Annotated in this window: 13 protein-coding genes and 1 tRNA gene; 6 read left to right on the top strand and 8 right to left on the bottom strand. The window is 67.4% G+C overall.

What is annotated here, in order from left to right; genetic code table 11:
* Positions 1-239: 239 nt before the first annotated feature.
* Positions 240-839 (top strand): NAD(P)H:quinone oxidoreductase, encoded by a 600-nt coding sequence (gene wrbA / locus H9Q09_RS01940; protein WP_187389667.1) that lies wholly within the window; start codon positions 240-242, stop codon positions 837-839.
* A 176-nt stretch (positions 840-1,015) separates the two neighbouring features.
* Here wrbA and H9Q09_RS01935 read toward each other — a convergent pair whose 3' ends face one another.
* The gene (locus H9Q09_RS01935) at positions 1,016-1,222 is read right to left on the bottom strand and encodes a hypothetical protein (RefSeq protein WP_187389666.1); all 207 of its coding nucleotides are present in this window, start codon (positions 1,220-1,222) and stop codon (positions 1,016-1,018) included.
* A 157-nt stretch (positions 1,223-1,379) separates the two neighbouring features.
* Between H9Q09_RS01935 and H9Q09_RS01930 the strand changes: the two genes are divergently transcribed.
* Together H9Q09_RS01930 and ade are read left to right on the top strand one after the other, a co-directional pair.
* Positions 1,380-1,465 (top strand) — tRNA-Leu (locus H9Q09_RS01930).
* A 148-nt stretch (positions 1,466-1,613) separates the two neighbouring features.
* Positions 1,614-3,422, top strand: a complete 1,809-nt coding sequence (gene ade, locus H9Q09_RS01925) for an adenine deaminase (RefSeq protein ID WP_187389665.1) — start codon at positions 1,614-1,616, stop codon at positions 3,420-3,422.
* 39 nt (positions 3,423-3,461) lie between these two features.
* Here the strand turns inward: ade and H9Q09_RS01920 are convergent, their stop codons facing one another.
* Positions 3,462-4,079: a LysE family translocator gene (locus tag H9Q09_RS01920; protein ID WP_246715959.1), complete on the bottom strand. Its 618-nt coding sequence runs from the start codon at positions 4,077-4,079 to the stop codon at positions 3,462-3,464.
* Between the two features lie 392 nt (positions 4,080-4,471).
* Here H9Q09_RS01920 and ilvA point away from each other — a divergent pair, with 392 nt between their 5' ends.
* Positions 4,472-5,725: a threonine ammonia-lyase IlvA gene (gene ilvA / locus H9Q09_RS01915; RefSeq protein WP_187389663.1), complete on the top strand. Its 1,254-nt coding sequence runs from the start codon at positions 4,472-4,474 to the stop codon at positions 5,723-5,725.
* A 59-nt stretch (positions 5,726-5,784) separates the two neighbouring features.
* Here ilvA and H9Q09_RS01910 read toward each other — a convergent pair whose 3' ends face one another.
* From H9Q09_RS01910 to H9Q09_RS01885, 6 genes are all read right to left on the bottom strand, one after another.
* Positions 5,785-6,804 carry an aldo/keto reductase gene (locus H9Q09_RS01910; RefSeq protein ID WP_187389662.1) on the bottom strand — a complete coding sequence of 340 codons (1,020 nt, stop codon included), beginning with the start codon at positions 6,802-6,804 and terminating at the stop codon, positions 5,785-5,787.
* Between the two features lie 49 nt (positions 6,805-6,853).
* Entirely contained in the window at positions 6,854-7,909 is a 1,056-nt protein-coding gene (locus H9Q09_RS01905) for a hydroxyacid dehydrogenase (protein ID WP_230785238.1), read from the bottom strand.
* Positions 7,906-8,991 (bottom strand): LacI family DNA-binding transcriptional regulator, encoded by a 1,086-nt coding sequence (locus tag H9Q09_RS01900; protein ID WP_187389661.1) that lies wholly within the window; start codon positions 8,989-8,991, stop codon positions 7,906-7,908. The genes H9Q09_RS01905 and H9Q09_RS01900 overlap by 4 nt, the downstream gene beginning before the upstream one ends.
* Positions 8,988-9,734 carry an ATP-binding cassette domain-containing protein gene (locus H9Q09_RS01895; protein ID WP_187389660.1) on the bottom strand — a complete coding sequence of 249 codons (747 nt, stop codon included), beginning with the start codon at positions 9,732-9,734 and terminating at the stop codon, positions 8,988-8,990. Before H9Q09_RS01895 ends, H9Q09_RS01900 begins: the two co-directional genes overlap by 4 nt.
* Positions 9,731-10,762 (bottom strand): ABC transporter permease, encoded by a 1,032-nt coding sequence (locus H9Q09_RS01890; RefSeq protein WP_210315169.1) that lies wholly within the window; start codon positions 10,760-10,762, stop codon positions 9,731-9,733. Before H9Q09_RS01890 ends, H9Q09_RS01895 begins: the two co-directional genes overlap by 4 nt.
* Before the next feature lie 76 nt (positions 10,763-10,838).
* Positions 10,839-11,783 (bottom strand): substrate-binding domain-containing protein, encoded by a 945-nt coding sequence (locus H9Q09_RS01885; protein ID WP_246715958.1) that lies wholly within the window; start codon positions 11,781-11,783, stop codon positions 10,839-10,841.
* 335 nt (positions 11,784-12,118) lie between these two features.
* On the opposite strand from H9Q09_RS01885, the gene H9Q09_RS01880 reads away from it, so the two are divergent.
* Positions 12,119-13,051 carry an SMP-30/gluconolactonase/LRE family protein gene (locus H9Q09_RS01880; protein WP_187389659.1) on the top strand — a complete coding sequence of 311 codons (933 nt, stop codon included), beginning with the start codon at positions 12,119-12,121 and terminating at the stop codon, positions 13,049-13,051.
* A 73-nt stretch (positions 13,052-13,124) separates the two neighbouring features.
* Entirely contained in the window at positions 13,125-13,571 is a 447-nt protein-coding gene (locus H9Q09_RS01875; RefSeq protein WP_187389658.1) for an RbsD/FucU domain-containing protein, read from the top strand.
* Positions 13,572-13,579 lie beyond the last annotated feature (8 nt).

Below are 13,579 nucleotides of genomic sequence, written 5' to 3'. Positions count from 1 at the left end.
AGCTCGATCGATTCTCAGCGGTACCACCCGGTCCGGACGGCGCTGCAGCACCGCTAATGAGGGCGTTCGGCGCCGCAAGGCAAGGCCCGGCGCAAAATGGCAAGACGCCCGCTTCGCTTCTGCGGGGTGACGGTGCGTTGCAACATTACCCCCTCTCGGATGCCGGCAAGCCGACTAGGTAAGGCCCCGAGCCCATGCGGCGTCAGACTTCACGACATTTCCTGAAAGGAAGCGAACCGATGGCGAAAGTCCTCGTACTCTACTACTCCAGCTACGGACATATCGAGGCGATGGCAGAGGCTGTGGCCGAGGGCGCGAACAGCGCCGGCGCCACGGTAGACATCAAGCGCGTCCCCGAGACGGCCCCGCAGGAAGTTGTGGCGGCGGCACATTTCAAGACGGATTACGCCCATCCGGAATGCGACCCGATGGATCTGCCCAACTACGACGCCATCATCGTCGGCGTGCCGACCCGCTTCGGCAACATGGCCTCGCAGATGCAGGCGTTCTGGGATCGCACCGGCCCGCTGTGGGCGAAGGGCGCGCTCGTCGGCAAGGTCGGCGGCGCCTTCACTTCATCCGCGTCCCAGCATGGCGGCAACGAGACGACGCTGATCTCGGTGATCAAGACGCTGCTGCATCACGGGCTGATGGCCGTCGGTCTGCCCTATGCCTTCGCCGGACAGATGGACATGGACGAGATTGTCGGCGGCACGCCCTATGGTGCTTCCACCATGGCCAGGGGTGACGGTTCGCGCATGCCGAGCCAGATCGAGCTCGACGGCGCCCGTTTCCAGGGTCGGCACATCGCCGAGATTGCCGCGAAGGTCGCGGCCTGAACCATGCCGGAATTCTCGGGAAGGCGAGGGGGACGATAGGTCCCTAGAGGGTGGTCGTCCGATATTGCTCGGGCGACCGCTACACCGATAGACAGCGCAAAGACATGATTCCGATCGCCTGCGTCACCTATGCGGGCTGACGGCCTGCATGATCGGGGTGCCGAAATGCGCGCGTCTCAGTTGTTCGGCGTCTCCTGAAGCGAGCCGCTGCCTTCGAAATTGAGCGCATCGAGCAGGCGCGTCAGGGCCGCATTCTGCTTCTTCAACCGGACGAGGAAACCCTGCGCTTCGCGAGCATCGGTACTGGCGCTGTCGACACTCTCCACGCGGGCAATGCGCGCGGATCGGGTGGTGTCTCCGAAACGGCTGGAGTGCTCCGTCATGCGTCGGTCTCCCATGCTCGTGTGGTCCGGCTTCTGGCCCGCCGGTTACGCAACGTTACTCATTTCCGCCGCAATTCGCGATGGCTTTTTGTTTCAGTGTGACATTCGGTCCACGAATCTTGACACGGATACCCCGTTTGGTTGAGGTCGCCGCGGCGCGGGCGTGGCGGAATGGTAGACGCAAGGGACTTAAAATCCCTCGGGCTTCGTCCCGTGCGGGTTCGAGTCCCGCCGCCCGCACCAGCAGACAGAACGACTTAGTGCCGGTTCTTGCTGCAATTCGCGAACGATGGCTCCATGAGCGAGCCATCAGTGGCACTGATCACCACAAAGTGTGACCGCCGATCCCGGACTGGCAGCGGCGGCCGGGCTCTCTCCACGGGGACTTTCCATGACCGATCTACCCACCAGCGTGCCCCCGTTCGAGGCCGTGGCGCCGCAACTCGTCGATGTTGCGATGGGGCGGACCCATGCGGATCTGGTCGTGCGCAATGCGCGCTGGGTCAATGTCCATTCCGGCGAGATCATCCGGCAGACGGATGTCGCGGTCGCAGCGGGGCGCTTTGCCTATTGCGGGCCCGACGCCGGCTACATGATCGGGCCGGATACCGAGGTGGTGGACGCTGCCGGGCGCTTCATCATGCCGGGGCTTTGCGACGCGCACATGCATGTCGAGAGCGGCATGGTGACGGTTACCGAGTTCTGCCGCGCAGTGATTCCGCACGGCACGACCTCGATGTTCATCGACCCGCACGAGATCGCCAATGTGCTGGGCCTGCCGGGCGTCCGGCTGATGCATGACGAGGCGCTGGCCCAGCCGGTCAATGTCTGGGTGCAGATGCCGTCCTGCGTGCCGTCGGCGCCGGGCCTGGAGGAAGGCGGCGCGATCCTCGGCCCGCGGGATGTCGCGGAGGCGATGGGCTGGCCGGCGATCATCGGCCTCGGCGAGGTCATGAATTTCCCCGGCGTGGCGGCGAACGACCCGACGATGGTCGGCGAGATCGCGGCAACCCGGAAGGCCGGACGCACGGTCGGCGGACACTATGCCTCGCCCGATCTCGGCCGCGCCTTCCACGCCTATGTCGCCGGCGGTCCCGAGGACGACCACGAGGGCACCCGCATGGAAGATGCCGCCGCGCGGGTGCGCCAGGGCATGAAGGCGATGCTGCGGCTGGGCTCGGCCTGGTACGATGTCGCCGAACAGGTGCGGGCCATCACCGAGATGGGTCTCGACTCGCGGCACTTCATCCTGTGCACCGACGACTGCCATTCCGGCACGCTGGTCCGCGAGGGCCACATGGACCGCGTCGTGCGGCATGCCATCTCGCGTGGCCTGAAGCCGATGACGGCGATCCAGATGGCGACGATCAACACCGCCGAGCATTTCAAGCTGGAGCGCGAGATCGGCTCGGTCACGCCGGGGCGCCGCGCGGACTTCCTGATCGTCTCGGATCTGAGCGATCTGACCATCGACGCCGTCTATGGCCGTGGCGTGCGGCTGGCGTCGGGCGGCAAGCTGGAAGCCGACATGCCGGCCCATGCCTATCCGGAGAGCGCCATCGACACGGTGAAGCTCGGCCGGGCACTGACGGCGGATGACTTCCGCGTCGCCGCGCCGAAGGGCGCCGGCGCGACGGTCGAGGCGCGGGTCATCGGGGTGGTCGAGAACCAGGCGCCGACCCGGGCCCTGACCGCACGTGTCCCGGTGCAGGGCGGGATCGCCATGCCCGATCCGGACAACGACGTCTGCCGCATCGCGCTGGTCGAGCGGCACCGGGCAAGCGGCGACGTGGTCAACGGCTTCGTGTCCGGCTTCGGCTACACGGGGCGCTGCGCCATGGCCTCCACCGTGGCCCATGACAGCCACCACATGATCGTCGTCGGCACGTCCGAGGACGACATGGCGCTGGCCGCCAACCGGCTGGGCGAGGTCGGCGGCGGCGTGGTCTTCTTCGCCGATGGCAAGGAGCAGGCGCTGGTCGAGATGCCGATCGCCGGCCTGATGTCGAGCGAACGCGCCGAGATCGTCGCGGAAAAGGCCGACCGGCTGATCGCGGCCATGCGGGCGGCCGGCTGCACGCTCAACAACGCCTACATGCAGCATTCACTGCTGGCGCTTGTGGTCATTCCCAGCCTGCGCATCTCCGACAAGGGTATCGTCGACGTCGAACGCTTCGAACTGGTCGACCTCTTCGTCTGACGCCTTGGACCGCCAGACGGCCCGGTCCCGCCGTTCCGATCAGGCCGAGACCGGGTTCCGCGCATCCGACATGATCTTCAGCCCGATCGCGACGAAGCAGGCGCCGGCCAGCCGCTCGATACGGTGACGGGCATCGCGGAACCGGGCCATGATCGGCGGCGAGGCCATGAACAGGCTGACGGCGGAATACCCGGCCAGTGAACTCGCGACGACCAGGCCGATCATCAGCACCATGACCCACCACGGCATGGCGCCGGACGCGGCCGTCGCAAAGACGCTGGCGAACAGCACGATCGCCTTGGGATTGGTGAGGGTGACGACGAAGCCGAACAGAAGCGCACTGCGCTCGCGCGGCGCCTCGCCGGCGATCTCCACTTGATCGGGCCGCTTGATGATCAACCGCAGCCCGAGGAAAACGAGATAGGCGCCGCCGAGGATGCGGACGAACCAGGCCAGCCATTGATACTGGGTCAGGATCGCCGACAGGCCGATCAGGCTCAGGGCGGCGTAGAAGCCGAGACCGAGCGAGACGCCCAGCGCCGTCGCCAGGCCGGCCCGCGATCCCCGCGTCATGGCAGAGCGCACGACCGCCACGAAATCGGGCCCCGGCAGCATCAATGCCGGGATGAAAACCGCGAACACGCTGCCGACTGCCATGACGAGGTCCATCGGGCATTCTCCCGCGCAGGCTTGAGAGCGATGATTATCGCCCCGGCTTTCAACCCGTGCAACGACAGCGACGCCGGTGACGCGGATCGGCCGCGCGGCTTTACAAATTCGCGCGGATGGCCGATGGCTGGCGCAACGGCAATCGAGCAGAGAAAGGGGCGCGCGATGGCATGGAACATCACGATCGGCGGAGCCACGTCCCTGATTATCGGCGCCGGCATGTCTGGCGCTCCTGCTGCACTGCAGCCATCCGGCGCCCAGACATGTCCGGCCCGCGGCGGCGTCGTCTAGACAGCTTCCGCCTATCCGGCCGCCACATGTGACGGCCGTGCATTCCTTCGGAGCCGGAGCCGGCTCCACAAGAGCTAAGTCTGTGATCCATGTCCGATAACGAGTTTTCCCGCCGCGTCGCTGTCGCGGAAGAGGCCCTGCGTGCCCTGTTTCCGGCGACGCCCCTGCAGCTCAACGAGCATCTTTCCGCGAGATACGATGCGCGCATCTTCCTGAAGCGCGAGGATCTGACGCCGGTGCGCTCCTACAAGATCCGCGGCGCCTTCAACTTCATGCGCAAGCGGATCGCCAACGGCTCGGCCACCGGGCGGTTCTGTTGCGCTTCGGCCGGCAACCACGCCCAGGGCTTCGCCTTTGCCTGCCGGCATTTCGGCCTCGAGGGCCGGGTCTACATGCCGGTGACGACGCCGCAGCAGAAGATCGACAAGACCCGTGTCTTCGGTGGCGATGCCGTCGAGATCGAGCTGATCGGCGACTTCTTCGACGATTGCTACGCGGCGGCCAAGGCCTATTCTGCCGAGACCGGCGCGGCGATGGTGCCGCCCTTCGACCATGAAGACATCGTCGAAGGCCAGGCGACGGTCGGCCAGGAGATCGCCGCGCAGCTCGACGGCGAGCGCCCCGACATGCTGGTGCTGCCGGTCGGCGGCGGCGGACTGGCCTCGGGCCTTGCGCGCTACTACGCCGGCGAAGCCAGCCCCGACTTCCGCTTCGTCGAACCGCTCGGGGCGCCCAGCCTGCGCACCAGCCTGGAAAAGGGCGAGCGCACGCGTCTGCCGCAGCTCGACGGATTCGTCGACGGTGCGGCCGTCGCCGAGATCGGCGCGCTGCCCTACGAGACGCTGTCGCGCTTTGCGCCGGACAACGTGCTGCTGTCGCCGGAAGGACGGCTCTGCCAGACCATGCTGGAGATGCTCAATCTGGAGGGCATCGTCCTGGAACCGGCCGGCGCGCTGGCCATCGACGCACTGCGCGACCTGAAGGACGAGATCCGCGGGAAGACCGTCGTGCTGGTGGTCTCGGGCGGCAATTTCGACTTCGAGCGCCTGCCGGACGTGAAGGAGCGGGCGCTGCGCTTCGAGGGGCTGAAGAAGTACTTCATCCTGCGGCTGGCCCAGCGCCCCGGCGCGCTGAAGGATTTCCTCGACTATCTCGGCCCGGACGACGACATCGCCCGCTTCGAGTATCTGAAGAAATCGGCCCGCGACTTCGCCTCGATCCTGATCGGCATCGAGACCAAGGACCCGGCGAATTTCGAGGGGCTGCTGGCCCGCTTCGCCGAGAACGGCGTCAGCTACCAGGACATCACCGACAACAACATCCTCGCCGACTTGCTGATCTGATCCTCAAGCGATCCGCGTGATCACGACCGCCGCGGCTCCTGCCAGCGGCGGTCGCCTTGTCAGTCCTGCGGGACCGGCGCATCAGTGCGCAGCAGCCCTTCGGACTTCAGGTCCGACCAGAGGCCGGCCGGAATCGTCTGCCCGATCAGTTGCAGATTGCGCTGCAGATGGTTGCGGGACGACATGCCGGGGATGACCGCGGCGACACTCGGATGCGTGAGGGGAAAGCGCAGGGCCGCAGCGGCCAGCGGCACGCCATGGGCCTCGCAGACGCTCTCGATCCGCCGCACCCGCTCCAGGATTGCGGCCGGCGCCGGCTCGTAGTCGTAGGTGGCGCCAGCCACGGGCCCCGTCGCCAGAATGCCGGAATTGAACGGCCCGCCGATGACGATCGAGGCGTTCTCACGCTGACAGCGCGGCAGGAAGCTGTCGAGTGCGGTCTGTTCGAGAAGCGTGTAGCGGCCGGCCAGCAGGAACACGTCCCAGCGTCCGTGATCCATCGCCTCCTCGCAGACCTGCCACTCGTTGACGCCGAGCCCGATCGCCTTGACGTCGCCATTGCGGCGCAATTCGTCGAGCGCCCGGTAGCCGCCTTCCATGGCCTGCCTGAACAGCGCCGGATGCGCCGCGGCGCCATGGGTGACCGGACCGATGTCATGCAGGAAGAGGATGTCGACCCGGTCGATGCCCAGCCGCTGCAGGCTGTCCTCGTGGGAGCGCATGACGCCGTCGTAGGAATAGTCGTAGTCGGAGCGGAAGGGCGCCGCGTCGACGAACTTCTCCCGGTCCGGATTGGGCCCGCGATCCGGCCGGATCAGCCGCCCCACCTTGGTGGAGACGACCGCCTCCTGCCAGGGCAACCCGCGCAGCGCGTCACCGAAACGGCGCTCCGACAGGCCGAAACCGTAATAGGGAGCCGTGTCGAAATAGCGAAAGCCCGCCTCCCACGCGTCGGTCAGGAGGCCGCGTGCCTCGTCCTCGGCGATCGGGGCGTAGAGATTGCCCAGCGGCGCGCCGCCGAAGCCGTATTCGGTGACCTGGACGCCGGTGCGCCCGATCTCGCGTTTGCCGAACTGCATGGGTGATCCTCCCTGTTCGTTCAGACGGAGCCTCGTTGCGGCCGCCGATCTAGTTTGTCGTCACCGGGCGCGAGCGCATCCTGGCGACGGTCTCGCGCTCGGCCCGTTTGCACAGCATCGGTGGCAGGCCGCGGTCCATCAGGTCCATGTCGTCCAGCACCATGTCGCCCATCCGCTTGAACGCGATATCGAGCGCGCCGGCGCGATGCGCCGAGCAGAGGAAGCCGTCGAGGGTGCGCACCGGATGATCCGGTGCCAGGGGCTCTTCGGGGAAGACGTCGCTGGCGGCCTGGATGTGCTTGGCGCGCACCGCCGCCATCAGGGCGTCGAAATCGACGACGTCGGCGCGGCTGAGGAGGATGAAGGACGCACCCGCGCGCATCGCCGCAAACTGGGCGGCGCCGATGAAGCCCTGGTTCTCGGAGGTGACCGCGGCGACGGTGAAGATCGTGTCGCTCTCGGCCATGACCTCCTCTAGCGTGGCGGGGACAACGCCGTGGCCGCGCAGGATCGCGTCGGGAAGCCAGGGGTCGAAGACCCGGATGGTGACGCCGAACCCCGTCAACAGCCGGTGCAGCGCCCGGGCGAGATCGCCAAACCCGATCAGGCCAACTTCCGAACCGCCGATCAGGCGGGCGCCCTGATTGCCGTCGCCGCCCCAGGCTTCGCGCCCCTCGCGGAAAGCGCGCGCCGCGGTGCTGACGCCGCGGGCGAGATCGAGTGCCATGGCGAGACCCAGTTCGGCGACCGGCTGGGCAAAGACGGCGCCCGTCGTCACCACGTGAATGCCGCGCTCGAACAGTGTCGGATAGGGCATGTTGTCGATGAGGTTGCTCTCGACATTGAAGACGCAGCGCAGAGACTGCAGCCGCTCCAGCGTGGCCGCGTCGATCGGAGGCTGGCCGATAATATAGCGGGCCGCCGCCAGGACCGGATCGGGCAGGGCGGCCAGACCGTCCGGTTCGCATTCCACGACCTGATAGGTGTCGAAGAGCTGCCTGCGCCGCGCATCGGTCAGGATCAGCGCGAGCGAGCGCGGATGCGGCACGCTGATCACCAGCGGCCGGTCGTCGACAATTGCGGATGGGGCAGCCGGCAGGCTCACGCGACGTTCTCCATGTTCGAATGCGAGCGCGGCGGCCTTGCCGATCCGCGGATCACCAGACGTGACGCCAGCCGCCTGTCCGAGGGGCGACGGCTCGGATCGGCCAGAAGCTCCTGCATCATGTCGGCGGCCGCGTCGATCATCGCGGCGACCGGCTGATGGACTGTCGTCAGGTCATAGGCCGCATGGGCGGCAACGCCGATGTCGTCGAAGCCGACGACCGCCAGATCGCCGGGAATCTGCAGGCCGAGCTCGCTGCGCGCCACGTCGATCACCGCCAGCGCCATGACGTCGTTGGCGGCGAAGATCGCGTCCGGCCGCTCGGCTCCCGACAGCAGCCGCCGGCTGGCGGCAAGACCGTCGGCATAATTGAAATTGCCCGTCTCCTCGGCAAGCAGCGCCACACCGCGGGCGGCGAGCCGGTCCGTGAAGCCGCGTCGCCGCTCGCCGCTGGTCGCCGCGCAGGGCAGTCCGGCAAGATAGGCAGGGCGCAGGCAGCCGGCATCCAGAAGCAGGTCGGCGACGGCCGCCGAAATCTCGACATTGTCGACCGTGACCGCGCCCACCGGCACCTCGTCGGCGTGGTCCGAGATGCCCTCGATATCGGAATTGAACACGACGACCAGCGGAATATCGAATTCGGTGTAGCGGGCGGCGGACTGGGGCGAGATGTCGTTGGACAGGAAGAAACAGCCGTCGACCCGGTATTCCAGCATGGACGGCATGGCGATCTGCAGGTCGCTCTCCGCGTCTCCGGAAAAGATCAGCGTTTTCAGGCCGTCATCCTGCAGGCGCCGCGCCAGCCGCTCCAGCGCGACGGCGATGAAGGGATTGTCGAGCCGGCCGGTGACGATGCCGATGATGCCGGAGCGCCGGCTTACCATCGCCCGGACCAGAGCGTTGCGGTGATAGCCGAGCTCCTTGGCGGCGGCGAGCACCTTGCGGCGGGTCTCGTCCGAGACGCTGGCGCCCTCGGTGAGGGTGCGCGACACCGCCGAACGCGACACGCCGGCGAGTTCCGCGACGTCCAGCGCGGTCACGCGGCGGCGGGACTGACGCGAGGGTCGCTTGCCTGCCGTCATGCCGTTTCGAGCGCTCCCGTGATCAGGCCGGTTGCCTCTTCGGGAGAACTGGCGGAGATGGGCTTGTCGGCGACCTTGCGACCGCGGCGCAGCACCACCAGGCGCTCGGCGACGGCGAAGACGTCGGGCATGCGGTGGCTGATGAGGACGACGGTGACGCCGCTGTCGCGCAGCCGCTTGATGAGGTCCAGCACCTGCGCGACCTGTCGCACGCTGATGGCGGCGGTCGGCTCGTCCATCAGGACGATCTTCGATTGCGCCAGCCGGGTCCGGGCGATTGCGACGGCCTGGCGCTGGCCGCCGGACATCATCCGCACCTTGTCGCCGGGGCGGGTCTCGGACTGGAGCTCGGCGAAGAGCTCGGCCGCGCGGCGCGACATGGCGCGGTAGTCGAGCACCTGGAAAGGACCGATGCGGCGCTTGAGTTCGCGGCCGAGGAAGACGTTGTCTGCCGCGGTCAGGTTGTCGCAGAGCGCCAGGTCCTGATGCACCACCTCGATGCCGTGATTGCGCGCATCGGCACTGTCGGCAAAGCGCACCGGCTGTCCCTCCAGCGCGATCTCGCCCTCGGACGGCTGGAAATTGCCGGCGATGATGCGCACCAGCGTCGACTTGCCGGCGCCGTTGTCGCCCATCAGGCCGACGACCTCGCCATGGCCTAGCGTCAGGTCGATGTCGTCGATCGCGTGGATCGCGCCGAAGCGCTTGGAGACGTTGCGCAGTTCGAAGAGCGGTCCGGTCATTCGGCAAGCCTCCGCGTGGCGGCGAACTGGTCGAGGGCGACGGCCGCCACGAGGATCACGCCGATCAGGATCTGCTGGATGAAGGAGGAGACGTTGAGCAGCACCAGACCGTTGGTGAGAACGCCGATCAGCAGCGCGCCGACGACTGTGCCGAAGATGCTGCCGACGCCGCCGAAGAGGCTGGTGCCGCCGATAACGACGGAGGCGATGACGGTGAGTTCCAGGCTCAGGCCGGCGACCGCCTCGGCCGAGTTCAGGCGGGCCGAGAGAAGGAAGGCGGCGAGGCCGCAGAAGAAGCCGCTGATGACATAGACCAGCATCACGATCCGGCGGATCGGCACGCCATTCAGCGCAGCGGCCCGGGCGTTGCCGCCGGTGGCGTAGACGTGCTTGCCGAAGGCGGTGTAGCGCAGCACCAGATGGGCGACGAGCGCCGCGAGGATGAAGATGATGACCGGGACCGGCACCATCGAGATGCGTCCCTGGCCCCACCAGGCGTAGTCGGCGGTGAAGCCGGAGATCGGCCCGCCACCGGAAAACAGCAGCGCAGCGCCGCGAAAGGCGGTGAGCCCGCCCAGGGTGACGACGAAGGGAGGCACCTTGAGGCGTGTGATCGCCAGCCCCTGGAGCGCACCGCCCGCCATGCCGACGGCGAGCGCGGCGAGGACGGCGAAGATCACCGGGTTGCCGGCAGCGTCGCCGGCGGCGATGGCGAAGCGGTCGTCCAGGCCGCCCTTGGCGACATAGGCGCCGACGAGCCCGGCGAGCGCCAGGAGCGAGCCGACCGACAGGTCGATGCCGGCGGTCAGGATGACGAAGGTCATGCCGATGGCGATCAGCCCGGCGATGGACACCTGCCGCAGGACGTTGAAGATGTTGAGCGGGTGCAGGAAACGCGGCTCGAGAATGGCGAAGATCGCGACGAGCAGCAGCAGGAACAGCGGGGCGGCATAGCGGGCCAGGAACTGGATCGCATCGAAGGGATGCGCTCGCGAGTGCGGCACCGCAGACGGGGGCGCAGGGGTCATGGTCTCATCCGAAGACAGGGACGGGAAAGAGCCGGCGGCAACGCCGGCTCTTCTGGCAGCGCGGTAACGCCCGGCGCTACTGGATCTCGCCGAGGCGCTCGGCCTTGTCGAGATTGTCCTTGGTGATCGCGATCGGGTTCAAGAGGACCAGCGGCTCGGGTGCCTTGCCGTCGCGCAGATGCGCGATCATCGCCTCCAGCGCCGTGGCGCTCTGGCCGCCGGGAAACTGCTCGATGGTCGCGGCGAGGCCGCCGTCGCGCACCGAGGCCAGTGCCTCGGGCAGGGCGTCGAACCCGATGATCGGGATGTCGAGGCCGCGCTCCTGCGCCACCTGCAAGGCGCCGAGCGCCATGTCGTCATTGGCGGCGACGATGACATCGGGCGGGGTGGCGAGGCCGCCGAGGATCGCCTCGGTGACCGACGCGCCTTCCTCGCGGGCGAAATTCGCCGTCTGCTCGGCGACGAACTCGTAATTGTCCTTGCCGTCGAGGACGTTGTGCAGGCCCTTGTTGCGATCGATCGCCGGGCTCGCGCCGGGCTGGCCCTGCAGATTGACGACGCGCGCGCCGTCCGGGAACAGTTCCATGATGAGGTTGCCCTGGGCCTCGCCGCCGACGACATTGTCGGCGCCAACATGGGACAGGATGCCCTCGACACCGTCGACGCGGCGGTCGATCGTGATCACCGGGATCTCGGCATCCACCGCCTGCTTGAGGGCCGGGGCCATCGCGACCGCGTCGATCGGGCTGATGATGATGCCGTCGACGCTCTGGATGATCGCCGCTTCGACGTCACCGGTCTGCTTGGTCGTCTGGTTCTGGCCGTCGGTGGCGATCAGGCTGATGCCGCCGACCTCCTCGGCCTTCTTGGTCAGCGCGTCCTGCATGTGGACGAAGAACGGGAACTCCAGCGCCGGCATGGAGGTCGCCAGCGTGACGTCCTGGGCATGCCCCGGCACCATGGCGCCCAGCAGCGACGCAGCGACGACGCCCGGCGCCAGCAATTTCGAAAACGGCTTCATTCCATCCTCCCGAGATCCGGCGCGTTCGCGGCCTCCCAGCGTCGAACGCCCGTATTTATCGTTGCGAAATCAATTAGAAGCGCCAACCGCCCCAAGTAAAACCGCCCTTTGCACACGTGTGCAACGATGCTACGCTAGCTTCGGTGCTGCGATCGGTCAATGGCCGGGCTGCCGCTGGCGGATTTCAACTTTGCGCTGCATGTATAGCCATGTTGCGATGCGAAATCCGACAGTAAAGGGTTGATCTGCGTCGCCTACGGGTGACACTCAAGGCGAGGGGCGGCGGCATTCCTGCTGCAAACGCCCGGGACGAACTGCCGGCGGGAGGGCCGAATATGGGGGAAACAGGGTCGGCTGTGGCCGTGGAGGATCCGCGCTTTGCGGCATTCTTCCCGCCAGACGCGAAGCTGGAGCGCATTGCGGAGGGGTTCATCTGGGCCGAGGGGCCGGTCTGGTTCGACGAGATCGGCGAATTGCGCTTCTCCGACATTCCCAACAACCGCATGATGGCCTGGACGCAGGAGGGCGGACTGCGCGTCTTCCGCCAGCCGGCGCAAAGCACCAACGGCCATACCCGCGACCGCGACGGGGCGATGATCTCCTGCGAGCATACCGGGCGCTGCGTCAGCCGGACCCGGATGGACGGCACCTACGAGGTGCTGGCAACCCACTGGCAGGGCAAGCGGCTGAACTCGCCCAACGACGTGGTGGTTAAGTCCGACGGCTCGATCTGGTTCACCGATCCGCCCTACGGAATCATCTCGGACCATGAGGGCATTCGCGCAGAGAGCGAGATCGGGTCGAACAATGTCTACCGGATCGATCCCGACACCGGTGCGGTCGAGCTCGTCGCCGACGATTTCGACCGGCCCAACGGCCTGGCCTTCTCGGTCGACGAATCCGTTCTCTACGTCGCCGATTCCGGCCGCGCCCGCGGCCACGGCTTCGGCACCGATGACAGCCGGCCGCATCACGTGCGGGCACTGACCGTGGAGGATGGCCGGCGGCTGGGGACGAGCCGGGTCGTTTGCGAGGTCGACCGCGTGCCCGACGGCCTGCGGGTCGACACCGAGGATCTCCTCTGGATCTCGGCGGCCGACGGCGTCCATTGCTTCACGCCGGCCGGCGAACGGCTCGGCCGCGTGCGGGTGCCGGAGGTCGTGGCCAATCTCACCTTCGGCGGGCCGGATCGCTCGCGGCTCTTCATCTGCGGAACGAGTTCGATCTACGCCATCGACACCACACGCTGCGGGGCGCAGCGGCCGTGACCGCCACCATCCGCACCTTCCTCACGAACACCGGGCTCCGGAACGGGGCCGACCACTAGAAGGATTGTCGCCCATGCTGAAGGGGATCGACCCGCTCCTGAACGCCGAATTGCTGGGCGTCCTTGCTGCCATGGGACATGGCGACGAGATCGTCATCACCGACGCGAACTTTCCGTCCGAATCGGTGGCGCGCGACACGGTGCACGGCACCGCGCTGCGCATGGACTGCTCGGCCCCGCGCGCCGTCGAGGCGATCCTGTCGCTGCTGCCGGTCGACGATTTCGAGCCGGACGCCGTGCGCTTCATGAATGTCGTGGGCGATCCCAAGGCCCGGCCGGAGGTGATCCAGGAGGGCGAGGCGTTGTTTCGGGCCGAAGGCGCGGATCTCACCGGCGTCGACCGGTTCGATTTCTACGATCAGGCGCGCGAGGCCTATGCGATCGTCCAGACGACCGAGCGACGTTTCTACGGCAATTTCATCATCCGCAAGGGCGTGATCCCGCCGGCATCGGGCGGCTGAGGCGCGCG

It is taken from the genome of Aurantimonas sp. DM33-3 (assembly GCF_014334315.1).
GTDB classification, from domain to species: domain Bacteria; phylum Pseudomonadota; class Alphaproteobacteria; order Rhizobiales; family Rhizobiaceae; genus Aurantimonas; species Aurantimonas coralicida.
The sequence above is the reverse complement of the archived record's forward strand: the minus strand, read 5'-3'. Positions and strand labels throughout refer to the sequence as shown.